This window comes from Methanosarcina horonobensis HB-1 = JCM 15518 (genome assembly GCF_000970285.1).
Lineage (GTDB): Archaea > Halobacteriota > Methanosarcinia > Methanosarcinales > Methanosarcinaceae > Methanosarcina > Methanosarcina horonobensis.
Genome location: NZ_CP009516.1, coordinates 1,199,860 through 1,224,310, shown reverse-complemented (window position 1 = coordinate 1,224,310; position 24,451 = coordinate 1,199,860). Strand labels below are relative to the sequence as shown.

The 24,451-nt window shown below is 43.2% G+C and carries 17 protein-coding genes and 1 tRNA gene; 14 read left to right on the top strand and 4 right to left on the bottom strand.

Annotation, left to right across the window (positions count from 1 at the left end; genetic code table 11):
* Window positions 1-7: 7 nt before the first annotated feature.
* The gene (locus MSHOH_RS05470; protein ID WP_052730731.1) at window positions 8-1,483 is read left to right on the top strand and encodes a sensor histidine kinase; all 1,476 of its coding nucleotides are present in this window, start codon (window positions 8-10) and stop codon (window positions 1,481-1,483) included.
* A 172-nt stretch (window positions 1,484-1,655) separates the two neighbouring features.
* Here the strand turns inward: MSHOH_RS05470 and MSHOH_RS05465 are convergent, their stop codons facing one another.
* Both MSHOH_RS05465 and MSHOH_RS24240 read right to left on the bottom strand, forming a co-directional pair.
* Complete coding sequence (locus MSHOH_RS05465) at window positions 1,656-1,913, bottom strand: hypothetical protein (protein WP_048137989.1); 258 nt, start codon at window positions 1,911-1,913, stop codon at window positions 1,656-1,658.
* Between the two features lie 230 nt (window positions 1,914-2,143).
* Complete coding sequence (locus MSHOH_RS24240; RefSeq protein ID WP_162197607.1) at window positions 2,144-2,344, bottom strand: hypothetical protein; 201 nt, start codon at window positions 2,342-2,344, stop codon at window positions 2,144-2,146.
* A gap of 523 nt (window positions 2,345-2,867) precedes the next feature.
* On the opposite strand from MSHOH_RS24240, the gene MSHOH_RS05460 reads away from it, so the two are divergent.
* A complete protein-coding gene (locus tag MSHOH_RS05460; protein WP_052730730.1) occupies window positions 2,868-6,089 on the top strand; it encodes a PAS domain S-box protein in 3,222 nt (1,073 codons plus the stop codon).
* A 116-nt stretch (window positions 6,090-6,205) separates the two neighbouring features.
* Here MSHOH_RS05460 and MSHOH_RS05455 read toward each other — a convergent pair whose 3' ends face one another.
* Window positions 6,206-8,134, bottom strand: a complete 1,929-nt coding sequence (locus MSHOH_RS05455) for a PAS domain S-box protein (protein ID WP_052730729.1) — start codon at window positions 8,132-8,134, stop codon at window positions 6,206-6,208.
* Window positions 8,135-8,733: 599 nt separating this feature from the next.
* Here MSHOH_RS05455 and MSHOH_RS05450 point away from each other — a divergent pair.
* A complete protein-coding gene (locus tag MSHOH_RS05450; RefSeq protein ID WP_239451238.1) occupies window positions 8,734-11,883 on the top strand; it encodes a chemotaxis protein CheB in 3,150 nt (1,049 codons plus the stop codon).
* A gap of 186 nt (window positions 11,884-12,069) precedes the next feature.
* Here the strand turns inward: MSHOH_RS05450 and MSHOH_RS05445 are convergent, their stop codons facing one another.
* Window positions 12,070-12,798, bottom strand: coding sequence for an alpha/beta hydrolase (locus MSHOH_RS05445; RefSeq protein WP_158024060.1), 729 nt, complete (start codon window positions 12,796-12,798; stop codon window positions 12,070-12,072).
* 391 nt (window positions 12,799-13,189) lie between these two features.
* Between MSHOH_RS05445 and MSHOH_RS05440 the strand changes: the two genes are divergently transcribed.
* The 11 genes from MSHOH_RS05440 to MSHOH_RS05390 all read left to right on the top strand — a co-directional run bounded on the left by MSHOH_RS05440 (window position 13,190) and on the right by MSHOH_RS05390 (window position 24,404).
* The gene (locus tag MSHOH_RS05440) at window positions 13,190-13,417 is read left to right on the top strand and encodes a DUF5320 domain-containing protein (protein WP_048137986.1); all 228 of its coding nucleotides are present in this window, start codon (window positions 13,190-13,192) and stop codon (window positions 13,415-13,417) included.
* A gap of 970 nt (window positions 13,418-14,387) precedes the next feature.
* Window positions 14,388-14,464 (top strand) — tRNA-Lys (locus MSHOH_RS05435).
* 85 nt (window positions 14,465-14,549) lie between these two features.
* Entirely contained in the window at window positions 14,550-14,786 is a 237-nt protein-coding gene (locus MSHOH_RS05430) for a DNA-directed RNA polymerase subunit H (protein ID WP_048137984.1), read from the top strand.
* A 210-nt stretch (window positions 14,787-14,996) separates the two neighbouring features.
* The gene (locus MSHOH_RS05425) at window positions 14,997-16,592 is read left to right on the top strand and encodes a DNA-directed RNA polymerase subunit B'' (RefSeq protein ID WP_048137982.1); all 1,596 of its coding nucleotides are present in this window, start codon (window positions 14,997-14,999) and stop codon (window positions 16,590-16,592) included.
* A gap of 14 nt (window positions 16,593-16,606) precedes the next feature.
* Window positions 16,607-18,421: a DNA-directed RNA polymerase subunit B gene (gene rpoB, locus MSHOH_RS05420; protein ID WP_048137980.1), complete on the top strand. Its 1,815-nt coding sequence runs from the start codon at window positions 16,607-16,609 to the stop codon at window positions 18,419-18,421.
* Window positions 18,422-18,435: 14 nt separating this feature from the next.
* Window positions 18,436-21,078 carry a DNA-directed RNA polymerase subunit A' gene (locus tag MSHOH_RS05415; protein ID WP_048137979.1) on the top strand — a complete coding sequence of 881 codons (2,643 nt, stop codon included), beginning with the start codon at window positions 18,436-18,438 and terminating at the stop codon, window positions 21,076-21,078.
* Complete coding sequence (gene rpoA2 / locus MSHOH_RS05410; RefSeq protein ID WP_048137977.1) at window positions 21,078-22,301, top strand: DNA-directed RNA polymerase subunit A''; 1,224 nt, start codon at window positions 21,078-21,080, stop codon at window positions 22,299-22,301. Before MSHOH_RS05415 ends, rpoA2 begins: the two co-directional genes overlap by 1 nt.
* Before the next feature lie 255 nt (window positions 22,302-22,556).
* On the top strand, window positions 22,557-22,853 hold the full coding sequence (locus MSHOH_RS05405) for a 50S ribosomal protein L30e (RefSeq protein WP_082089245.1): 297 nt from the start codon (window positions 22,557-22,559) through the stop codon (window positions 22,851-22,853).
* A 20-nt stretch (window positions 22,854-22,873) separates the two neighbouring features.
* Complete coding sequence (locus MSHOH_RS05400) at window positions 22,874-23,299, top strand: NusA-like transcription termination signal-binding factor (RefSeq protein WP_048137975.1); 426 nt, start codon at window positions 22,874-22,876, stop codon at window positions 23,297-23,299.
* A 110-nt stretch (window positions 23,300-23,409) separates the two neighbouring features.
* Window positions 23,410-23,838, top strand: coding sequence for a 30S ribosomal protein S12 (locus tag MSHOH_RS05395; protein WP_011034194.1), 429 nt, complete (start codon window positions 23,410-23,412; stop codon window positions 23,836-23,838).
* On the top strand, window positions 23,835-24,404 hold the full coding sequence (locus MSHOH_RS05390) for a 30S ribosomal protein S7 (protein ID WP_048137974.1): 570 nt from the start codon (window positions 23,835-23,837) through the stop codon (window positions 24,402-24,404). The genes MSHOH_RS05395 and MSHOH_RS05390 overlap by 4 nt, the downstream gene beginning before the upstream one ends.
* Window positions 24,405-24,451: the final 47 nt, after the last annotated feature.

Genomic DNA, 24,451 nt, shown 5'->3' with positions numbered 1-24,451 from the left:
GCATGGTATGGAAAAAAAGGTAAAGATATTGCTTTTTGAGGATAATCCAGGGGATGCGAATCTAATCGAGGAGATGCTCGAAGAGTTTGCCGACTTCCCATATGAACTCAAAAATGTAGAGACCCTTAAAGAGGGCCTGGAATTTCTTAAAGAACACCAGTTTGATGTGATATTGTCAGATCTGAGATTGCCAGATAGCGATGGTACTGAAACCTTTCTTGATATTCATGCAACAAATTCAAGAGTTCCCATAATAATCCTGACCGGCATTAGTGACGAAAATACAGGGATTGATGCCGTAAAGAAAGGCGCTCAGGATTATCTGGTCAAGGGACAGGTTGATGGCAGACTATTAAACCGTTCTATCCGCTATTCCATTGAACGTAAAAGAGCAGAAGAAGAGCTTCAGGAAAGTGAGGAAAGGTATAGGATTATCACGGAGCAGACAGGTCAGCTAATATATGATTTCAATATCAAAGAGAACAGAGTCAGATGGGCAGGCGCTATCGAAGAAATAACAGGGTACACAGCTGAAGAGTTCGATAGTATGGAACTCAGTTCCTGGATTGAAAAAATTCATCCCGAAGACCTCAAACCCGCACTTGAAAGGATCAATGCTTTTCGAAGAAAAAGAGGAAAGCTTAATCACGAGTTCAGGTTCCAGAAAAAAGATGGGAGTTATATCTATGTCGAAGAAAACGGGATTCACTTTCCGGATGAAAACGGAAACTCTCACAGAGTACTTGGGATAATGAATGATATCACTGAAAAAAAAGAGGCAGAAGAGGCTCTGGCGAAAATTGAGGAAGTACGCAAAAAAGAGATTCACCACAGGATTAAGAACAACCTGCAGGTAGTTTCGTCCCTCCTCGACCTTCAGGCTGAAAAATTCACAGAGAATAAAATTTGCAATACTTCTAAAGTTCTCAAAGCTTTCAGGGACAGCCAGAATCGGGTTATTTCAATGGCTTTAATCCATGAGGAACTATACGAATCAAGAGACATCAATACCCTTAATTTTGCGGCGTACCTGAAGAAACTTACAAAGGAGCTTTTCAGGTGCTACAATGTCGAAACCTCAGGAGCCCATCTGGTTCTGGAAATAGAGAAAAAAATCTTCCTTGAAATGGATACTGTAGTTCCGTTAGGGATAATTGTTAATGAACTTGTTTCAAACTCCCTAAAGCACGCATTTCCAGGTAGAGATAAAGGGAAAATCCAAATTAAACTTTTCAGGGAAGAAAACGGAGAATGCGATATCGAAATAAGAAGCGAAAACGAAGGCAAAAAAGACACCAGTTTTATTCTGATCGTTTCAGATAACGGAGTAGGTATTCCTGAAAGCCTTGATTTAGAAAATCCTGATACTCTTGGCATGCAACTGGTGACTACCCTTGTAGATCAGCTGGACGGCGAACTTGAATTGAAAAAAAATTCGGGAACTGAGTTTATTATAAAGTTCGCAATGCCAGAAGAGAAATAAGAGGCCTTTCATGCTGGTAAGAGGTCTTTCATGCTGGTTCAATCTTTATTTTACATATCTATTTTTTACATATCTATTCCCGAAGAAAAAGGAATTGCAGGTGTGAGCATAAATTATTATATGGAAAAGAAAAAGATTATTGTCAGCAATTCCTAATTTTTGATGCTTTTAGTCAGAATCCAGACTGAATATAAGTAACACTATAATACCGGTTTTTACCTTCATACCGGTTTTTACCTTCAAATCTCGAATGTCCTGGGTTTTCTCCTGCTTTTACTCTTCTGAGAAAGGTCTGAAAAGCAAGATAAACACATATAGTTACATTTTGCAATACATGAGAATGAGTATTTTTGAGTTCAGGCTTTTCTTTTTTCCAAACAGAAATCATTTTCTTAGAATCACAAGAGCTTATTCTTTTTTCGGATTCCATGCGTTTTTCTCAATGCAGTGTCTTATTATAAACCCATCTCACAGTTCTAGAGTTTCATTTAACTTTTTAATCTGTGATTTTTTTTAGGAGAGCGAAAGAGAATCCCCGTCAATTTATTGATGGGATGAATCCGTCAACTCTCCCATAATATGCTACTAATTACATTTTTGTACTTTCCAATTATACTCTGTTGTCGAGCTCTGCTTTGGAAGCTGCAAATGCTACAAAGGTCACTTGACTTTGCTCTGAAACTCAAGTATGAGGTTCTTTGAAGAAGTCTCAAAGGTAAAACTTGAAACGATGGAAGCGAGACACGAATAAATAGTTGCTCCAGGGCAGTATAGCATTGCATTGGTTGAAATACCATAGATGCCTGCGAACTTATTCGTGGGAGCTGTCACGTATATCTTATAACGAAATATTTTGGGCATATTATATATTGTATATTTACTTGAATAGGCGTGTCCGAGAAAAATTGACGGGTTGTATCTCGCCACTAAGATAACAGGATTAGCTATTACTTGCTCCTAATTAAGTTCGAACCCTACTGGACAGCGTCCGAGCCCGTAATTTTGATTGTATATAGAGGCCGACTTTACATTAAGGGGAAAGAAGAAGGGTGAACTACCCCTCCCTGCTTTCTGATGAAAGCGAGGAAGTGGCTTCTTGCTTCATCCCTCGAACTACTGTTCGCAAGTCCACAAGCTCATCCTCTATGTTCCGGATTGTTTTATCACTTTAGGATTTACGCAGTTGAACTGAGAAATCAATAGTACTGAGCTTTTAACAATAATATGCAAGTTTAACCAATTTAACAACGATTAATTTTACTTCAAATGTATATAACGTATATATCAGGACAAGAAATAAGCGTAACAATTAATGTGTTAATTTGTGAACACGTTCATTGAAGCAAGCGTACTACCGTCAAGAAGAGGGATCTGAAGAGAATAAATGAAAGCAAACATGGAGCAATTTTCAGAGGAGAACCCGAATCCCGTGCTCACTGTGAAAAAAGATGGGACTGTTCTTTATTCAAACGAGGCTGGCAAGCCCTTATTGCACGAGTGGGATATGAGAATCGGAGAAAGACTACCTTCCTGTATCGGAGATTTTGTGCAAAGGGTAATTTCCCAAAATAACCAGGAAAAAACGGAAGTTAAAGTGGGAAAAAAAGTATACCTCATCGCGTTTCACCCTTTCCCCGAAAAAGAATGCGTAAACATTTACATATTCGATATAAGTGATCAGAAAAAATTTGAAGAAAAACTTAAGGAGAGCGAGAAGAGGTACCGCAACATCATTGAAGTAGCCAACGAGGGCATATGGATACTTGACACTAAAGCCAGGACTACTTACGTCAATGAGAGAATGGCGGAGATGTTAGGATACAGTCAGGAAGAAATGATTGGTAGATTTGTGTGGGACTTTGCCGATGAAGAAAGTAAGGCTATCCTTAAACTAAATCTGGAAAAGAGGAGACAGGGTATCGATGAGATCTATGAATTGAGACTAAGACGTAAAGATGGCTTAGCCTTATGGGTGCTTATAAGTGCCAGACCCTCTTTTAATGAGGATAGCAAGTTTACAGGCTCGCTGGGTATGCTCACCGACATCACTGAGCGCAAGCAAGCAGAAGAGGCGCTGCGCCAAAGAGAGCAACATATCAGGCTGAAGCTGGAAAATATTCTCTCACCTGCTCGGAAGACGGCGAACCTTGAGCTTGCCAAGATCATTGATGTCGAGGCTACCCAACCCCTTATGGAAGATTTCTATAAGCTTGCTCATATTCCCATAGGCCTGAATGATCTCAAAGGAAATGTTCTGATAGGTGTCGGCTGGCAGGATATCTGCACCAGATTCCACAGAGTTCATCCCGAAACCTGCAAGCACTGCATAGAAAGCGACACAGAGCTGTCCACTGACGTTTCCCCCGGAGAGTTTAAGCTGTACAGGTGCAAGAACAATATGTGGGACATAGCAACTCCCATCATAGTGGAAAGCCAGCATATAGGCTATGTCTTCTCTGGACAGTTCTTTTTTGATGACGAGTCTCTGGACTATGAGCTTTTCCGATCCCGGGCCAGACAGTATGGTTTCAACGAAGAGGAGTACATAGCGGCGCTTGAGAAAGTTCCACGGTTAAGCAGGGAGGCTGTGGATACAGGCATGGCCTTCTTCATGACGTTTGCCAATATGATCTCGCAGTTAAGCTACAGCAATATCAAGCTGGCCAAGTCGCTGGAGGAACGCGACACCCTTGTGAATGCGCTTCTGGAGAATCGGGAAGATCTCAATCACGCCCAGGCTGTGGGAAATATCGGCAGCTGGCGTCTGGATGTGCGTAAAAACGAATTGACTTGTTCCGATGAAAATTACCGTATCTTTGGCATCCCAGAAGGCACTCCCTTGACCTATGAGACCTTTCTTACGGCGGTCCACCCGGATGATAGAGAGTATGTTGAGAAGGAATGGAAAGCGGGGTTGGTGAGCGAACCAAAAGAAATCGAGCATCGCATCATCGCGGACGGTAAGATCAGGTGGGTGCGTGAAAAGGCATATCTTGAATTTGACAAAGGCGGAGCACTGACTAGCGGTTTTGGCATAACGCAAGATATCACCGAGCGCAAAAAAGCAGAAGAAGCCCTTAAAAAAGCATGTGACAGTTTAGAAGAAAAAGTTAAAGAACGTACAGCTGAACTTGAAGAAACTTATAATGCATTAGTGGAAAATGAGAGAAGATTCTCTGAAGCTCAAAAAATGGCTCATATTGGAAGTTGGGACTGGGATCTTGTAACGGATGAAATGTACTGGTCTGATGAAATATATCGTATTTTCGGACTTACTACTCAAGAATCTTGCTCATCCTACAATGAGATTTTAAGTCACACACACCCCGACGATCGGGAATATGTGGACAACGCCATTAAAAGAGCTTTAAAAGGAAAGCCCTTTGACATTAATCATAGAATCATCCTGGCTGATGGAGAAGAGCGTGTAGTCCATGTACAGGGAGAAGTTATTTTTGAGGAAAAAAATGCTCCTGTTAGAATGAGGGGAACAGTTCAGGATATTACAGAAAGCAAGAAAGCAGAAGAGAAACTTAAGAAACTGGCGGATGCTGTGGAATCTTCAGACGATGCTATTATAACCGAGTCTCTTGATGGTACTATTACCAGCTGGAATAAAGGGGCAGAGGAGATTTATGGTTACTCAGCTGAAGAGATTCTGGGAAAAAACGTGTCAATACTCGAACCGGATAATCTTAAAGGGGAAGTAAAACAATTAATCGAAAAGATTAAACAAAGAGAAAAGATCCAGCGTTACAGAACTTTACGGTTAAAAAAAGACGGTACCATAATAAATATTTCGATAACTCTTTCTCCGGTTTTTGATTCATCCGGAGAGCTTGTAGCCGTCTCAGCTGTTGTCAGAAACATTACTGAGCGCATTAAAGCAGAAGAAGCCCTCGCAAATATCGAGATTGCACGTAAAAAGGAAATTCACCACCGGATAAAGAATAACCTGCAGGTAATCTCTTCCCTGCTGGATCTTCAGGCTGAGAAGTTCAAGAACAAACAATATATTCACGATTCTGAAGTCCTTGAAGCTTTCAGGGTAAGCCAGGACAGAGTAATATCTATGGCTCTTATCCATGAGGAATTGCACAAAGGTGAAGGACTCGACACGCTTAACTTTTCACCGTACATTGAAGAACTCGCCGAAAATCTTTTCCTGACATATAAGCTTGGAAACACCGATATCAGCTTAAATATGGATCTGGAAGAAAACTCGTTATTTAATATGGATATCGCAGTCCCGCTGGGAATAATTGTTAACGAACTTGTTTCCAATTCTCTCAAACATGCATTTCCAGGCAGGGATAAGGGGACAGTTAAAATAAAACTTCGCAGAGAAGAAAATAAAGAATGCATGGACAAACAACTAAAAGACGAAAACAAAAACGAAAACAAAGGCTTTAAAAAAGCCAATTTTACACTAACTGTGTCGGATAACGGAGTGGGTATGCCTGAGAGCTTTGATCTGGAATATTCTGAGACTCTTGGCATGCATCTGGTGTCAATCCTGGTGGACCAGCTAGAGGGCGAACTTGAATTAAAAAGGGATGCTGGAACCGCATTCGTAATAAGGTTCACAGTGGCAGAAAAGCGGTAAGCCAGGAAGAATATGAAAATCGGAAATAAGCCTTCGGCAAATTAAGTATTTGAACAATATAGTTGAACAGGATCATAGATCTATAAAACGGATATTTCTGCAACAGAACCAATTAATTAATCATTATCGGCTAGTTGCAGTAAGGATTCCGCCGATTCCGTATTATTGCTTTCCGGTACAGCGAACCTTACAGTGAACTCTGTTCCCTTATTCCTTTTAAGTTCAAGTTCTCCATCTAACTGGTCTACAAGGGAAACCACCAGTTGAAGTCCGAGACTATTAGGATTCTCAATATCAATATCTTCTGGAATACCAACTCCATTATCTGAGACAGACAGAATGAAAATTGAGCCGTTACAGTCTTCGTTTTTTCTTCCCTCTATGCTGTCTATATTTCCTCCTGTCTTCCCCCCCCCAGACAACCTAATTATAATTTCGCCTTTGTTTCTTCCCTTAAATGCATATTTGAGAGAATTTGAGAAAAGTTCATTAACAATTATTCCTAAAGGAATTGCAGTATCCATGTCAAAGAAAATGTCTTTTTCTATATCCTTATCAAATGTTATGCAGGCATTTCCAGGCCTGTAGGTGAAAAAGAGATTATTTGCGAGTTCTTCAATATACTGCGAAAAGTTAAGTGTATCAATTTTGCCGCCTTTATGGAGCTCCTCGTGGATCAGAGCCATCGATATAACTCTATCCTGACTTTCTCTGAAGGCTTCCTTGACTTCTGAATCCTCAATAAATTTTCTGTTATCGAATTTCTCAGCCTGGAGGTCAAGAAGAGATGAGATTATTTGTAGATTATTCTTAATCCTGTGGTGTATTTCCTTTTTGCGGGCAGTTTCAATGTTTACAAGAAACTTTTCTGTCTCTTTTCTCTCGGTTATATCGTAAAGCGTACTCTGATAGAGTACATGCTTTCCGTTTACTCGATAAATTTTTTGTAAAATTTCATTAATCCATCTGATACTTCCGTCTAAATGTTTGATACGATACTCAATATTTACATAACCGGAAGATGAAAAATTTTGAACCTTTTCTTCTTCTTTGAGAACGAGGGTCAGATCAGCAGGATAAATTATTTCTCTCCACCCATCCCGAGACGTGAGATCCTTTTCTCTATACCCGGTTATCCCTTCAACAGCACCATCCAGAAATACAGGGGCAAAGTTTTCGTCAAACTGGAAAACAATGCCGTGGAAATTTTGCACGAAAGATCGGTATTTCGTCTCACTTTCTTCAATCTTATCCAATGCATTTTTTAAATCAGTAATATTCTTAATTACTCCGACAGCCTTGTAAGGGTGACCATAATCATCCTTAAGTAAAACACCTCTATTTTCAATGTAAATGAAAGTCCCGTCTTTTCTTTTAAACTTTAATTCTTCACTAAATCTGTCTCCGCTAATTCTCTTCGTAAAGGGCTTAATAATAATACCAGGCTCTTCTAAGGGAAAGATTTTTGTAATCCAAATGTACTTGCCAAGTATCCGAAATTCTTCAAAACTATATCCTGTAACTTCTTCTATGGCACCTGCCCAACTGCACTTATCTGCAATTAAATTATAGTTGTATATTATCTGCCCCGTCTGCTCAGTGACAATCCTGTATAGTTCCTCGCTTTTCATCAGTTTTTCTTCTGCCATTTTACTTTTGGTTATATCCCTGGCGATAATCAAGACTGCGATCAATTTTTCAGAATCATCGAGAATTGGAGAAAGAGTTAATGAGACATTTATCAACTTACCGTCCTTTCTTAAGCGTAAAGTCTCATAATTGTTTATTTGTTCTTCAAATTCAATAAGTTCATTCAGTTCTTTTGTTTCTCCGACTAAAATGGGTGGATCTAGGATGGCCATAGGCATTCCAAGAACTTCTTTAGCCGGATATCCATAAATTAACTCTGCACCTTTATTCCAGCTGGTAATAATGCCATCAAGCGATGTGGTTACAATGGCATCATTTGATAATTCCACACTCTCCGACAGTATCTTTATCTGATTTTCTATATTTTTACGGTTAGGATCTTCTTTGTTTCTCATTTCCTTTTCCCTTTGAATATAGAAATTAATGGTTCAGACAACATTAAAATTTTTGTATAAAAAATAATATAAATATTCCTGTTTATATTATTTAAATGGTCTGTTATATTAAAGTGGGTACTCTTGTAGATTCTTATTATGGATTTAGACCATTTCTCTCATGTTAATGCAGCTGCTTATAGAAATGGCAGCAAAGTTATAATCTGATAGCTAGGTTTAAAGAGCATATGCACGGTAATATGTAAATTATTATTAACTTACTAATTAAATAGATTATCACTATAATAGTAAGGTTCAATCTTTTGTTTTAACATTTGACTATTATAAAAGATTCGATATGTTTATTAAATTATATATTTGTAAAAAAATAAATAAAGATATAAAAATAAGCTGGTACCTGTCTAATACCTATGAGTTCAATCCTATTCGCAGTATTATTCACGTAACACCAGGAATGATCTCCATCATTATTTAGTACATGTCTATAAATAAATTACAACTATTTTGATTCTATGATAAAAGGATGTAACAATATGTTCACAAATAAAGCCACTAACAAAAAGAAAGCACAAATGTCAAAAGGGAAACAGATACCAAAAATGAAACCGAAACCACAAGAACAGAAGCCAGATGAGGAACAGGCTCCAGAGGCTTCTCAAAAATTAATCAAAGATAGGATAATTTTCGAAGAACAAGAACCGGCGGAGAAACTAGAAGAAAAACCAGAAAAGGAAGAAGAACCAGAGGAAGAAAAAGAACAGGGAGAGGAACAACAACCAGAAGAGGAAGAAGAACAAGAAGAAGAACTGAAACTAGAAAAGGAACAGAAACCGGAACAGAACTTTCCCATCGTGGGCATCGGCGCATCGGCTGGTGGGTTGGGCGCGTTCGAAGCCTTTTTTTCAGGAATTCCTGCAGACGTCAGTCCTGGAGTAGCCTTTGTAATAATACAGCATCTGGATCCTAAACACAAAAGTATTCTAAATACTCTTATAGGACGCTACACGAATATGCCGGTTTACGAGATCATTGATGGGATGGCTGTCCAGCCTAACTGCGTCTATGTCATCCCGCCTAACAGTGACCTTATTTATCGTGATGGTACACTCCACACACTGGAACCAACCGTGAGACACGGTCATCGTACGCCTATCGATTTTTTCTTCCGCTCACTGGCTGAGGAAAAGAAAGAGAGAGCCATAGGGATTGTGCTTACAGGTACAGGCAGTGACGGAACATTGGGAATACGGGCAATCAAGGCTGAAGGCGGTATGGTGATGGCGCAAAGCCCCGAAACCAGCGAGTACGACAGCATGCCGCGCAGTGTAATTGACACAGGTCTGGCAGATTATATCCTGCCTCCGAAAGAAATGCCTGACCAGCTTATTGCCTATGTAACTCAAGCTTTTGGGAGATCAGTACATCCGACTGTTAGGGCAGAAGATTTGATGAATAGGATATTCAATTTAATATTTACCCAAACAGGTCACGACTTTTCACATTACAAGAAGGGCACTATCAATCGACGCATTGAGCGGCGTATGGCCGTTCACTCTATGAGGCGTATAGATGAGTATGTGCACTACTTAGAGAAAAAACCTGCCGAAGTAGAAGCGCTCTATCGCGACTTCTTAATCAGCGTCACCAGTTTCTTTCGTAATTCCAAGGCGTTCGATGCGCTTCAGGAAGAAGTCATCCCGAATTTCTTCGTCGGAAAGCGTCCAAACGATACGATACGAATCTGGGTGCCCGGATGTTCCACAGGCGAGGAGGCTTATTCAATCGGTATTCTGTTCCAGGAGTATATGGAGACTGTAAGACGAAATTTCAAGATACTAATTTTTGCAACGGATATTGATAGTCGAGCTATCGAACGTGCCCGTGCCGGCATATATCCTGCAAGCATCGCTGCCGATGTCTCGCCGGAACGGCTGGAACGCTTCTTTACCGTGAGCCCGGATGGTAATTACCGCATTAATAAAAATATCCGTGAGATGGTAATCTTTTCTGAGCATGACCTTATCAAAGACCCTCCATTTTCTAAAATCGACCTCTTGAGTTGCCGCAATTTACTGATTTATATGGATGGAGAACTGCAGAAGAGACTAATTCCTCTCTTCTATTACTCATTGAACCCTGGAAAATATCTCTTTCTTGGTTCCTCCGAGACGATTAACGGATTCACCGATCTTTTTGATACGCTTGACCGCAGTGCAAAATTGTATAAAAGCAGGCCAAATGTTGGAGCTGAGAAACTCCGTTCCATAGCGACATTTATCCCGTCAAGACTGGAATCCAGAGAGATTCATGGTAAACCCGAAGAAATTCCTTTCCAGGCCAAACCTAAATATCGCGAGATGACAGAACAGATTTTGCTTCAAAATTATGCTCCTGTCGGCGTGCTCGTAAACGAAAACGGTGACATCTTTTATACACATGGGCGTACCGGCATGTACCTGGAACTGGCTACGGGTGAGGCTGGATTGAATATTCTGAAAATGGCTCGCGAGGGACTGCACCATAGACTGCCTATTGCCCTGCACAGAGCAGCTATCGATAAGAAGATATCATTCTACTCTGGAGTTCAGGTCAAAACCAATGGTGACTTCACCAGTATTAATCTGATGGTAATACCTCTGGCTACAACTCCTTACGCAGTCGAGGGATCAGATCTGTACCTTGTCATTTTTGAGGAACCTCCGAAATGGATACAGGAAAATATTGAGGGGGCAGCTACCAGGGATGTAAAGGGTGGGACTACAGAGAGCGGAAAGGAAGTAGACCAGCGCATTTTGGAGTTGATGGAGCAGCTGCGTATCAAGGAAGAAGAACTCAAAGCCACCAATGAGGAACTGGAAACTTCCACTGAAGAACTCAAATCCTCCAACGAAGAAATGCAGTCGATAAATGAAGAATTGCAGTCTTCAAACGAGGAGCTGGAGAGTTCAAAAGAGGAACTGCAGTCAGTTAACGAGGAACTGGCTACGGTCAATACTGAACTGCAAAATAAGGTTACTGATTTGTCTCAAGCCAATAACGATATGAACAACCTGCTCGCCGGCACGGATATAGGCACTATCTTCGTGGATTATGGAATGCGCGTTATGCGTTTCACTCCTGCAGTCACAAACCTGGTCAATTTGATCCCGACCGATGTGGGAAGGCCTATCAGGGACATTGTTCCGAATATCATAGGATATGACCGCCTGATAGAAGACATAAGAGAGGTACTGGACAAACTGACGACCAAAGAACTTGAAATCCAGACCAAGGATGGCATGTGGTTCCTGATGCGCATTAAACCTTACCGCACTCTTGATAACGTTATCAAAGGAGCAGTGATTACCTTTATAGATACTACCGAGTTGAGACGGTCAAGGGAATTGTTGAAGGAATCCGATATCAAGGTTAACCGCCTGGCTGTGGTTGTGCGCGATTCTAACGATGCTGTAACTCTTCAGGATCTGGAGGGCCGAATCCTTGCCTGGAATCCAAGCGCTGAGAGAATGTACGGCTGGAGCGAAGCCGAGGCACTAAAAATGAATATTAGCAGCCTGGTTCCAGAGGACCGAAAAGCAGGTGAGTTGGATACAGTGAAGAGGCTTAGTCGGGCTGAAGTCATTGAACCTTATCGCACTCAGCGGCTCACCAAGGACGGCCGGATAGTGGATGTGTGGCTGACCGCCAGTTCATTGATAGACAAAAATAACAATGTATATGCTATTTCGACCACAGAGAGAGGGAAGTAAAAGAAATAAGAGCAGAAAGGCAGCGACAAAAAAATGACTTATCCAGATAGTAGCTGACTTTCGCTCCCGAAGCAAAATTCGGGATTGAAAATACGGAAAAATGTACGGATGCAATCTTTCCACACGAAGGCATTTTACGTTGTCTTAAGATATATAATAAATTTTTCTATGATCTTATTACTCCTCTTATTTTTCCGACTTATCTATCAAATACTTTGTAATCCAGTCTTTTACTTCAACGTAAATTTCGTCAGCTATCTCACTTAAGTCATGTGAAGCTTTTGTATCGAAAATTTCAATTCTTTTAGGTTCATGTGCTTGTTCATATACCTGTACCGCAATTTCCGGCGGTATTACTTCATCTTCCTCACCGTGAATTATGAACACTGATGTTTCTTTCGGAAGGAAGGAAATCGGGCTAAGTCCGTAACTCTGAGTTGAGATCAAAACTATTGTTTTTACGTCAGTTTCATTGAACGCTGCTTGAACTACAACTGCACCTCCAAAAGAATACCCAATCAAGCCAAGTGTCTTGATATTTTCCGATTTTAAAAACTCAATCCCTACTAGAACATCTATAACGGATTCTGCAAGATTTCCTGCTTCCCTGAACTTTACATTTAGTGAACTTACACCTGTCTCTTTAAAATATTCACTCAAACGAGGGTATAGGCTATCAGCTGGAGTTTGAAAGCCCTCACCTATTCCTCCAATAACAATTATACCTTTATCCGCTTTTTCAGCCTTATAGTATTTGCTTTCTACTGTTCCACGGCTAGTCTCTATACAAACGAGTTCGAATGAGTCCTCTAGTTTCGTTTTTACTTCAGCAATATAAGTTTCAAAATCTTGTTTTATGATAGAAAATATCCGTGAGCTCCTCAGCTTTGTGCCCCTTAATTTCTCACCCTGCATGAATTATTAATTAACTTCTACTTATTAGTCGTTTATGGAAAACACTAATTTTTTAAGATAGTTGAAGGAATATGCAAAAATCACTGGCAGTGTACCGAAAGTTCTGTGGATTCTGAATTTCCAGGTGTTCTTTTCTTCGCCATAATACAGATTTGCTATTTACAGGCGCATAGGTTTTGTGATCTTGTTTTGGAACCAGTTAAGGATTTATTTCTCCGATTGAAGCTTATATGGGCTGATGATGGCCATTAAGGTATTGACAGAATCAAGTCAAGCATTCATATAAGCTGCGATAATATACATTGTGGTTAGACGACTGAATCGTCTCAAATCTTAAAGTAAATGAGCAAAAGCATTTTTAGATAATCTCTAAAACAGTTGGGGGTAAATGATGCATTCAAGAGAAGAAATTCTTAAAATTTATAATGCCGGATCGGAAGCGGTTATTAGTTTAGTTCAAAGACTTGATGCTCAATTGAAAAATAAAGATATACTGATTGATCAACTAAGAGAGCAAATTAAACTGTTAAAGGAGCAAGAAAATATATGTGATAGATTGGAAAAACAGTTGGAACTAATAGATTCGCAATTGGAACTTCTTAACCGCTTAAAAGAATAAATGTTAAACTGCAAGGATAAAAATCAAAAGTACCAGATTAATTTTATTTAATAAATGTAAAAAAAGTTCTGTAAAATATGGTTCCTTAGGCTACATGCTCAGATTTTTTGCACCAGAACGCTAATGCTTACATTCGAAGTTATAATTAGCGAGTCAACTGCTCCCGCCTAAAACCTTCGCCTAACGGCTCGGTTTTGAGGAAGTAGCTTGCATCTCACCGCTAATGCAGATCATCTGATGCGTAAGGCAGGTCAACATCGGGAGAACCACTCCTTAATCACATTGCTGTGATGGCTACCCGGTTTAGTGCAGATCCTTCAAAGGTTATTTCAGGAGGAATGTTACCATTACCCATGCCACACTAAACTTAACCAACATTTGTAGACTCAGATTAAGCTGTTATCTGCTTATGCAGTGCCCTGCTCCACTTTGGAAGCTCCGAGGCGTTTGGTTAAAAATAAATTAGCGGTGAATGTTGATATATATTAGCAGTAGAGGAAAGTTGGTACAGATTACGCATTCCTCTCCGACCTGTCGAAGAAGGGGACTCCTGCTTAGAGGTTGAATATTGCGTTATTTTTGGAGATATGACTGTCGGGAAATCGGGACATTATTTAAAATCGGGGCAAAAGTTTTCGTTTACTCGAGTATATGGAGGAATAATTCATGGAGGAACTATTCAGTTTTTGGCCTTACTTTTAAAAAAGTGAAAATTCTCGTACATATATCTTTCTGGCAAAATCAGAAAAATATTTGTATAAATTCAACACATACTAAAGAAATTTTGTCACAAACTTTAGGGAGATCAGGAGAAAAAGTAAACTCACCATAAGTTATAAATAGTATAGCTATAATTAGAGGGTTGCACCGGTGAAAGAGGTGCTCCCTGATGCAGCGGGGCAGCAGGGTTGCATACCGGCAAATTTGCCTTCAGTGGTGCAAAATACAGAGGTGGAGAAATAAATAATCTGGGCCCGTAGCTCAGTCAGGCAGAGCGACTGGCTTTTAACCAGTCGGCCTAGGGTTCAAATCCCTACGGGCCCGCCATGTTCTTTATTACAACCGGCGGAAAGGCCATCCGCTGTAGAATTGATCAAGTTTTTTGAGATGCTTTATTTTTGGAGGAAAGGATTTGACAAAGTTCAGCCTGCTCGACCATGAGGCGGTCCCTAAGCATGAAATAATGTCTGAGGGCGAGTTAAAGTCTGTTTTAAGCAAGTATTCCATTGAAAAGGAACAACTTCCGAAGATCAAGGTGCAGGATCCTGTTTGTAAGGAAATAGGGGCTGCCGTCGGAGACGTCGTGAAGATCACAAGAAAAAGTCAAACTGCAGGGGAGGCAGATTATTACAGACTTGTGATCGAGTAAGCGGAGGGGAGTTAAAACCGCTTGCATGATCACATTTTTTTCACTGAATATCTTTTTGAATCCCATGCACCATCGTACTGAAAGATTCAACCACTAAAAGATCTGAGGATCATCGTTTATTGATTTTCGTTTTACCAAAGCAAAGAGGGTGCTATCATCGCGTTAGAAAGCAGTATACTGTCGCAGGCTTATTTTACACGGGACAAGATAGTGCAGCATCATATAGACTCGTTTAACAAGTTTATAGACTACGGGCTGCAAAAGATCATAGATGAACAGAGAATAATAGAAACCGACATCGAGGACACTTATCTCAAGCTCGGCAAGATCCGGGTAGAACATCCGGTGGTAAAGGAGGCAGACGGAGCAATCGAAAAACTTTACCCCAACGAGGCTAGGCTCAGAAACCTTTCGTACTCAGGCCCTCTCTACCTGGAAATGAGTGTTGTAAAAGATGGAATCGAGTCCGAGGCAATGGAAGCAAAGATCGGGCAGCTTCCTGTCATGGTCAAATCCAAGATCTGCAACCTTCTCGGGCTCAGCGAGCTGGAGAAAGTTCGCTATGGAGAAGACCCTCTGGACCCCGGGGGATACTTCATTATCGGCGGCACTGAAAGGGTAGTTATGACTCTTGAGGATCTTGCCCCCAACAAAATCCTTGTCGAGTACGGAGAACGTTACGGCGATGAGATTGAGGTTGCAAAGGTATTTTCGCAGAAGAGAGGATACAGGGCACTCGTAATTGTGGAAAGAGGCAGAAAGTCCCTGCTTGAGGTTTCTTTCCCTTCGATATCCGGTAGAGTGTACTTTATTACACTCATGAGGGCTCTCGGGATAGTGACTGACGAAGATATCGTAAATGCAGTTTCAAGCGATCCCGAAATAATCAAGTTCATGCTGGAAAACCTTGAAGAAGCCGAAGTCGAAACCCAGGAGGAAGCCATTGAGAAGATCGGGGCTAGGGTTGCTGCAGGGCAGGCCAAGGAATACCAGATAAAAAGGGCAAACTACGTAATTGACAGGTATCTCTTCCCTCATCTTGGGAACGACATGAGAGACAGGATCTCAAAAGCTCATTTCCTGGCAAGGATGGCTGAGTCCTGCTTCGAACTGGCTCTTAAAAAGCGTACCGAAGATGACAAAGACCACTACGCAAACAAGAGGCTTAAACTCGCAGGCGACCTGATGGAAGACCTCTTCAGGGTATCCTTCAACAGGCTGGCAAGGGACATAAAGTACCAGCTCGAACGTGCAAACATGAGGAACAGGGAACTTAACGTTGCCACAATTGTAAGGGCAGATGTCCTGACCGACCGGCTGCAGCATCCCCTGGCAACAGGAAACTGGGTAGGAGGAAGGACTGGTGTTTCCCAGCTTCTTGACAGAAATGACTACATTTCTACCCTTTCCCACCTGCGCCGTGTAATTTCGCCGCTTTCCCGTGCCCAGCCTCACTTCGAGGCTCGTGACCTGCATGCAACCCAGTGGGGACGGCTCTGTCCTTCAGAAACTCCTGAAGGTCCGAATTGTGGTCTCGTGAAAAACTTTGCCGAAATGGTCGAACTCTCCACGGGAATAGAAGAAACAGAAAGCATGAAGAAAATACTCTACGACCTTAACGTCGAAAAAGTAGTTGTGAAAGTGCCGGAAATCCCGGCAAGAATAAAAGAAATATTACTCGATGAATTCGGGGAAGAAATTGTTGAAGAGTTCGAAGAAACTCCGGAGCCCGAAACCAAATTCAAAGATGATGATTTCTACGATTATTCGGATATGGACGACTCTGGATCAATGTACGGTGACTGAGGGGTTGATGTTATATGACTAAAGCAAAAGTATTCATAAACGGAGAGCTCGTCGGGACTCATGACAACCCTGCGGAACTCGTAGAAGAGCTCAGAAAAATGAGGCGACAGGGATTCATCTCCAAGCAGGTGAACATTGCTCTTAATGACAGCACCAGGGAAGTAATCATAAACTCTGATATGGGCAGGGCAAGAAGGCCTCTTTTAGTTGTGGAAAATGGTGCTCCCAGAGTAACTCAAGAGCAGGTACAGAAACTGAAGAATAAAGAAATCAGTTTTGAAGACCTGGTAAAAGAAGGCTGTGTAGAGTATCTGGATGCTGAAGAAGAAGAAAATGCATTCATTGCTCTCTATGAGTCTGATATTACTGACAGCCATACCCATATGGAACTCGACCCTGAGCTTATGCTCGGGATCTGTACCGGAATGGTCCCTTACCCGGAACATAATGCATCTCCGCGTAACACCATGGGTGCAGCCATGATTAAGCAGTGTATCGGGGTTTCTACAGCAAACCAGAAGTTAAGACCCGATACCCGTGCTCATGTCCTTCACTACCCTCAGAGGGCACTTACGAGAACAAGGACTTCCGAAGCAATAGGTTTCGATGACAGGCCTGCAGGCCAGAACTTCGTGGTTGCAATCCTGTCATATGAAGGATATAATATTGAAGACGCTCTGATTTTCAATAAGGGTTCAATCGAAAGAGGGCTCGGGAGAAGCCACTTCCTCAGGACTTTTGAAGGTGAAGAAAGAAGGTATCCTGGTGGGCAGGAAGACAAGTTCGAGATCCCTGACTCCGAATACCGTGGAGCCCGCAGCGCTGACGCGTATGCAAACCTTGACATAGACGGACTTGTAAACCCTGAGACCCCTGTAGGCCCCAACGATGTGCTTATAGGAAAGACAAGTCCTCCGAGATTCCTTGAAGAGCCTTCAGACTTCGGAATTGCAGTTGAACAGAGGAGAGAAAGCTCTGTTACCATGCGTTCCAACGAAACAGGAATTGTGGACACCGTCATCCTTACGGAATCCATTAACGGAACCCGCCTTGCAAAGGTAAAGGTAAGGGACGAAAGGATCCCGGACATAGGAGACAAGTTCGCTTCCAGGCACGGGCAAAAAGGAGTTATCGGCTTAAAAGTCCCTATTGCTGACATGCCGTTTACAGAATCAGGCCTGACTCCGGACCTGATGATTAACCCGCACGCAATTCCTTCACGTATGACTGTGGGCCACGTCCTGGAAATGATTGGCGGAAAAGTTGGCTCCATGGAAGGTAGAAGAGTTAATGCAACCGCCTTCTCAGGAGAAAACGAAGACGACCTCAGAGAAGCCCTGAAAAAACACGGCTTTGCCCACACAGGAAAAGAGATTTTCTATGATGGAGCAACAGGCAGGATGATCCCTGCAGATGTCTTCGTTGGCGTAATCCTTTACCAGAAATTGCACCACATGGTTACTTCCAAGATGCACGCAAGGTCCCGCGGACCTGTACAGGTTCTTACCCGCCAGCCTACTGAAGGTAGAGCAAGGGAAGGAGGTCTCAGGTTCGGAGAAATGGAGCGTGACGTGCTGGTAGGGCACGGAGCTGCCATGTCTTTAAAAGAAAGATTGCTGGACGAGTCTGACAAAGTGGTGGAACTTGTCTGCTCGCACTGTGGAATGATTGCAACATACGACAAGCAGCGGAACGTAGCTTTCTGTTCAGCCTGCGGTGCTGACACTGACATATATCCGGTAGAGATGAGCTATGCGTTCAAGCTGTTACTGGACGAGATTAAGTCCCTTGGAGTTGCTCCCAGGCTTAACCTTGAAGATGCTGTATAAAGTGAGGTGGATATATGGCAAACGTACCTCCAATTCCTAAAAGAATTTCTTCTATCAAATTCGGTTTAATGTCCCCAAAAGAAATCCGTAAGATGAGTGCAACCCCTATCATCACGGCTGACACTTACGATGACGACGGATTTCCGATTGACATGGGGCTTATGGACACAAAACTCGGGGTTATTGACCCAGGGCTTCGCTGCAAGACCTGTTCAGGCAGGGCAGGAGAGTGTCCGGGACACTTCGGGCACATAGAACTTGTTGCCCCTGTTGTCCACGTAGGTTTTAACAAGGTAATCAGAAAACTCCTCAGGGCAACCTGCAGGAAATGCAGCAGGCTTCTGCTGGAACCCGCCCAGAAACAGCAGTTTCTGGATCAACTTACTGCAATCGAAGAAATCGGGCACATGCCTGATGACCTGATTAATGAAGTATATAAAGAAGCAAGCAAGGTAAAGAACTGCCCTTACTGTAATGAAGAGCAGCTCGAAATAAAGTTCGAAAAGCCCAGTGAATACCTGGAAAACGGAGAGAAGCTGACCCCTACTGAAATAAGGGACCGCTTCGAAAACATCCCGGATGAAGATATCAGGGTTGTAGGGATGGACCCGAAGAATGCAAGGCCCGAATGGATGATCCTTACCGTCCTGCCCGTACCTCCGGTTACAGTGCGTCCTTCGATTACTCTGGAGTCCGGGCAGCGCAGTGAAGACGACCTGACCCACAAGCTGGTAGACATTATCAGGATCAACCAGAGATTCCAGGAAAACAGGGAAGCAGGAGCTCCGCAGCTTATCATAGAGGACCTCTGGGAGCTGCTTCAGTATCACGTTACCACATTCTTTGACAACTCGGTTTCAGGGATCCCGCCTGCAAGGCACAGATCAGGCAGACCTCTCAAGACCCTTTCCCAGCGTTTGAAAGGTAAAGAAGGAAGATTCAGAGGAAGCCTGTCAGGTAAACGTGTTAACTTCTCTGCCCGTACAGTAATCTCTCCTGACCCGAACCTCAGCATAAACGAAGTCGGTGTCCCTATGCCCATTGCAAGGACCCTTACTATTCCTGCAGTGGTAACCCCCAGGAATATCGAACAGCTCAAAGTCTATGTAAGGAACGGTGAAGACGTTCATCCGGGAGCGAACTATGTGTTCAGGTCTGACGGCAGGCGCATAAAAGTAACCAACATGAACAAGGACGACCTTGCAGAGAAGCTGGAGTTCGGCTGGACTGTTGAACGCCAGTTAAAAGACGGTGATACCGTACTTTTCAACAGGCAGCCGTCTCTGCACAAAATGAGTATCATGGCACACTCTGTAAAGGTGCTGCCAAACAAAACCTTCAGGCTAAACCCTGCAGTCTGTCCTCCGTATAACGCTGACTTTGACGGGGACGAAATGAATATGCACGCCCTACAGACTGAAGAGTCAAGGGCTGAGGCAAAGATCCTCATGCAGGTTCAGGAGAACATTCTCTCCCCGCGTTTCGGAGGTCCCATTATCGGCGGGATTCACGACCACATTTCCGGGCTTTTCCTGCTGACCCGTTTTGAAAACAGGATTTCCAGTTTCGATGCTTACGACCTTCTGAGAAAGAGCAGTGCACGCAAACTGCCAGAACCTGCAGGACATGACGAGTATGGAAAACCCTACTGGACAGGAAAGCAGATTTTCAGCCAGATCCTGCCTGAAGACCTCAATATAGAGTTCTCAGCCCAGGTCTGCTCACACTGTGATACCTGTAAGAAAGAAGGGTGTCCCAACGATGCTTATGTTGTGATCCGGAAAGGAGAACTGATTACGGGTACAATAGACGAAGCGGCAATAGGAGCCTTCAAAGGAAAAATCCAGGACCGCATCATCAAGGACGTCAGCCCCGAAGCCGGGGCCCGCTTTGTTGACGACATGACAAAACTTGCAATAAGGGCAATTATGCGCACGGGCCTGAGTTTCGGAATAGCTGATGAAGATATTCCAAAAGAAGCCAGGATTCAGATCAATGAGGTCCTCGGTAAAGCAGAAGATGCCGTTCAGAACCTTATCAAGTCATACCAGAATAAAGAACTCGAACCTCTCCCGGGCAGAACCCTCGATGAAACAATCGAGATGAGCATTATGCAGAAGCTCGGAAAAGCCAGAGACGAGACCGGTGGAATTGCAGACAGCCACATGGGTCTTGAGAACCCTGCAGTTATCATGGCCCGCTCAGGAGCCAGAGGTTCTATCCTTAACCTTACCCAGATGGCAGCCTGTGTCGGCCAGCAGGCAGTGCGTGGAGAGCGCATTCGCAGAGGATACTCAGGCAGAACCCTCCCGCACTTCCAGGAAGGAGACCTTGGATCGGACGCTCACGGTTTCGTCAAGGCAAGTTACAAGAGCGGGCTTAACCCGACCGAGTATTTCTTCCACGCAATCGGTGGTAGAGAAGGTCTTGTGGATACTGCGGTCAGAACTTCGCAGTCAGGTTACCTGCAGAGGAGACTTGTCAACGCCCTTCAGGACCTTGAAGTCCAGTATGACCTCACAGTAAGAGACACCAGAGGTGTGCTTGTTCAGTTCAAATATGGAGAAGACGGAATCAACCCGACAAAGAGCGACTTCAGCAAGCCCGATACAATCCACAGAATTGTCCGTTCCGTGGTAAACAGGGAGGTGGCATGATGAGCATTAGTGAAGCTACTGTAGACAGTATGATAAAGGACCTCCCGCTTCCTTCTAACATTTTAAAAACTCTTAGGGAAGATGTCCTCAAAGCCGGAGTAAGCAAGAAGGAAATGGAAGAGATAATAGAAAAGGTCATGGAAGAATACGGCGAGTCATGCATTGAGCCCTGTGATGCTGCGGGTGTTGTTGCAGCCCAGTCAATAGGGGAACCGGGCACTCAGATGACGATGCGTACCTTCCACTACGCCGGTGTGGCCGAGATTAACGTTACTCTCGGTCTTCCCCGCCTTATCGAAATCGTAGATGCAAGGAAAATTCCGAGCACCCCTATGATGACGATTGCCCTTTTAAAAAATAATCCGGAGGACTATGCTTACGACAGGGAAAAGACAAGAGCCCTTGCATGGGAGATCGAAGCAACCAAGATCGACCATATTGCAGATGTAACAACTGACCTTTCCCAGATGAAGCTTATAATAGACCTGCACGAAAAGGCAATGGAAGGCAGGAATATTAAAATAGATCAGGTAAAAGAGAAATTCAATGAGGAGCTGAATGTGCTGGTCAGCATCTCTCCTGATATAGACAACCAGATTGTCATCACTCCGGGAGAGCCTTCCTACAGGGAACTGCTCCAGCTCGCAAAAAGCATCCACAATGTTACTCTCAAAGGTATAGAAGGGATCAAAAGAGTCGTGGTCCGAAAAGAGGGCGAAGAGTATACTCTCTATACGGAAGGGTCAGCTCTCCGTGAAGTCCTCCAGTTCGAGGGTGTGGACAAGACCAGAACCAGTACAAACAACATTAATGAAATTTACGAAGTGTTGGGCATTGAAGCTGCAAGAAATGCGATAATCAAGGAAGCCACGGATACCCTGCGTGAACAGGGTCTTACCGTGGATATCAGACATATCATGCTTGTGGCAGACCTGATGACATCGGACGGAGAAGTAAAACAGATCGGTAGGCACGGAATTTCAGGTGAAAAGGCAAGTGTATTTGCCCGTGCAGCTTTCGAAGTTACTGTTAACCATCTGCTTGATGCAGGTATGCGCGGATACGTGGACGAACTGCAGGGTGTTACTGAAAACATCATTGTTGGTCAGCCAATTCGTATGGGTACGGGTGATGTACACCTCATAAGCAGAAAAGCAGAGAGAGCAGTGGAAATAACACCGGAAATCGAAGCAGCGGAAGAAGTGGAAGCCGAAGAAGAGTAAAATCCCGGAGATAAAATCTCCGGCATGACCTATAATTATTTAAATGTATAATCTGATACAGGACGAGTCCAGATCAGGTACATATTACCTTAATATACTTTATCAAATCCTGCTTGCAGAAACTTGAGTCCGCGAGGCTCATAACCAGAAAATTGATATAAGGCATCAGGTATTTAGAGTACCATATACTCACCGAGCTTGGAATCTTTATTTAGAAAGAGATAGAGTAGACGAGCTAATTTGAGACGAGAGTTGATGAAAATGAAGATCAATGTTGATAAATCTCTTATCAAGGCTGTGAAAACAGGAAAAGTAATAATTGGAGCCAACAGGACCGTTGATGCAGCAGCAAATGGCTCAGCAAAAATGGTGGTCCTGGCATCAAACTGCCCGGAAGAAATTAAAACGAAAGTTCAGGAAACAAATGTACCGGTTCTTGAATACGAAGGCACAAGTGTAGAACTCGGGCCCGTATGCGGAAAGCCTTTCACGATTGCAGCCATGGCAATCCTTGATGCGGGCGAATCGGACATTCTGGCAGCTACAGCTTGATAAAAAGGAGTTGCAACGTCTTGGGTGAAATAAGACTTACTGCAGAAAGCATCCAGTACATTGCATTGTTTGAAAACATGACACGGGCCAAAATACTTGATTGTATTCCGGAAGAGGAAAGGCTCGTATATGTTGTAAAGCAGGGCGATATGGGGCTTGCAATAGGCAAAAACGGAGAAAATATAAACCGTGTTAAAAAAGCCCTGGACAAACCCATTGAGCTTGTGGAGTATTCAGAGGATCCTGTAACCTTTATCAAGAACGCTTTCGGACCGGTATCCGTAAGTTCAGTGAACCTTACAAATAAAAATGGCAAGCGATTAGCTTATGTAGAGGTACCCAATAAAGAAAAGGGGCTTGCCATCGGTCGCAACGGCAAGAATATAGAGAAGGTAAAGATGCTTGCCCGTCGTCACCACACTATAGAAGACGTGATCCTGCAGTGATATTCCCCTTAATTTACGTTGATCCATTAATCCGGCGTTGAAAGGATAAATTCTGGCATTTAATGCCAAATCAGGAAACTGTGATCAATTATTAACTGGAGAAATTTATTATGGCTAAAGGAAAATATGCAGCTAATATTCTTAAACAAACCAGGAAAGATGCCCGCTGGAAAGATACATACTACGGCAGGCGTGTTCTTGGTCTGAACGTGAAAGCCGACCCACTTGGTGGTGCACCGCAGGGTCGGGGTATTGTATTAGAGAAAGTGGGAGTTGAAGCCAAGCAGCCGAACTCCGCAATCAGAAAGTGCGTAAGAATCCAGCTCATTAAAAACGGGCGTCAGGTAACCGCTTTCTGTCCCGGAGACGGTGCAGTAAACTTCATTGACGAGCACGATGAAGTTACCGTGGAAAGGATCGGAGGCCGCATGGGCGGTGCTATGGGTGACATTCCAGGCGTACGTTTCAAGGTAATTGCCGTAAATAATGTGTCCCTGAACCAGCTGGTTATCGGCAGATTGGAAAAGCCCAGGAGATGATTATTTTGTATAAGATTTTTGGGAAATGGGACCCTACGGAAGTTGAAGTCAGGGATCTCGGAATTAAGCGCTATGTCAGCCTTACCCCTGTCATTGTCCCTCACAGCAGCGGTAAACATGCCAGGCAGCAATTTAACAAGTCTGAAATTTCAATTGTTGAGCGCCTTGCAAACAACCTCATGAGGACAGAGATCAACAGTGGAAAGAAGCAGGTGACCCTCCGCGCAGTTGAAGAAGCTTTTGACATCGTTAACAGGAAGACTCAGCAGAACCCTATCCAGATTCTCGTTGACGCCATTGCAAATGCAGGCCCCAGGGAAGAAGTTGTCAGGCTGAAATACGGCGGAATATCTGTTCCAAAAGCAGTCGACACTGCACCCCAGAGGCGCGTTGACACTGCTCTGCGCTACATCAGCATGGGAACAAATGCCGCAGCCTTCAAATCCAAGCGCTCTATTGCAGAATGTCTGGCAACCGAACTTATAGGTGCCGCAAACCGCGATACAAAATCCTTCTCCATCAACAGAAAGGATGCAAAGGAAAGAGTTGCGAAGGCAGCCCGTTAATCATTTACACCCGGAAAAGCCCGGGTTTTCACAAAATAAACATATAA

What these genes read in the sequence shown, in the direction of transcription:
- MSHOH_RS05470 (WP_052730731.1), top strand. Translation starts at nt 8, where the DNA reads ATGGAAAAAAAGGTAAAGATATTGCTTTTTGAGGATAATCCAGGGGAT.
- MSHOH_RS05465 (WP_048137989.1), bottom strand. Translation starts at nt 1,913, where the DNA reads ATGGAATCCGAAAAAAGAATAAGCTCTTGTGATTCTAAGAAAATGATT.
- MSHOH_RS24240 (WP_162197607.1), bottom strand. Translation starts at nt 2,344, where the DNA reads ATGCCCAAAATATTTCGTTATAAGATATACGTGACAGCTCCCACGAAT.
- MSHOH_RS05460 (WP_052730730.1), top strand. Translation starts at nt 2,868, where the DNA reads ATGAAAGCAAACATGGAGCAATTTTCAGAGGAGAACCCGAATCCCGTG.
- MSHOH_RS05455 (WP_052730729.1), bottom strand. Translation starts at nt 8,134, where the DNA reads ATGAGAAACAAAGAAGATCCTAACCGTAAAAATATAGAAAATCAGATA.
- MSHOH_RS05450 (WP_239451238.1), top strand. Translation starts at nt 8,734, where the DNA reads ATGAAACCGAAACCACAAGAACAGAAGCCAGATGAGGAACAGGCTCCA.
- MSHOH_RS05445 (WP_158024060.1), bottom strand. Translation starts at nt 12,798, where the DNA reads ATGCAGGGTGAGAAATTAAGGGGCACAAAGCTGAGGAGCTCACGGATA.
- MSHOH_RS05440 (WP_048137986.1), top strand. Translation starts at nt 13,190, where the DNA reads ATGCATTCAAGAGAAGAAATTCTTAAAATTTATAATGCCGGATCGGAA.
- rpoB (WP_048137980.1), top strand. Translation starts at nt 16,607, where the DNA reads ATGACTAAAGCAAAAGTATTCATAAACGGAGAGCTCGTCGGGACTCAT.
- MSHOH_RS05415 (WP_048137979.1), top strand. Translation starts at nt 18,436, where the DNA reads ATGGCAAACGTACCTCCAATTCCTAAAAGAATTTCTTCTATCAAATTC.
- rpoA2 (WP_048137977.1), top strand. Translation starts at nt 21,078, where the DNA reads ATGAGCATTAGTGAAGCTACTGTAGACAGTATGATAAAGGACCTCCCG.
- MSHOH_RS05405 (WP_082089245.1), top strand. Translation starts at nt 22,557, where the DNA reads ATGAAAATGAAGATCAATGTTGATAAATCTCTTATCAAGGCTGTGAAA.
- MSHOH_RS05395 (WP_011034194.1), top strand. Translation starts at nt 23,410, where the DNA reads ATGGCTAAAGGAAAATATGCAGCTAATATTCTTAAACAAACCAGGAAA.
- MSHOH_RS05390 (WP_048137974.1), top strand. Translation starts at nt 23,835, where the DNA reads ATGATTATTTTGTATAAGATTTTTGGGAAATGGGACCCTACGGAAGTT.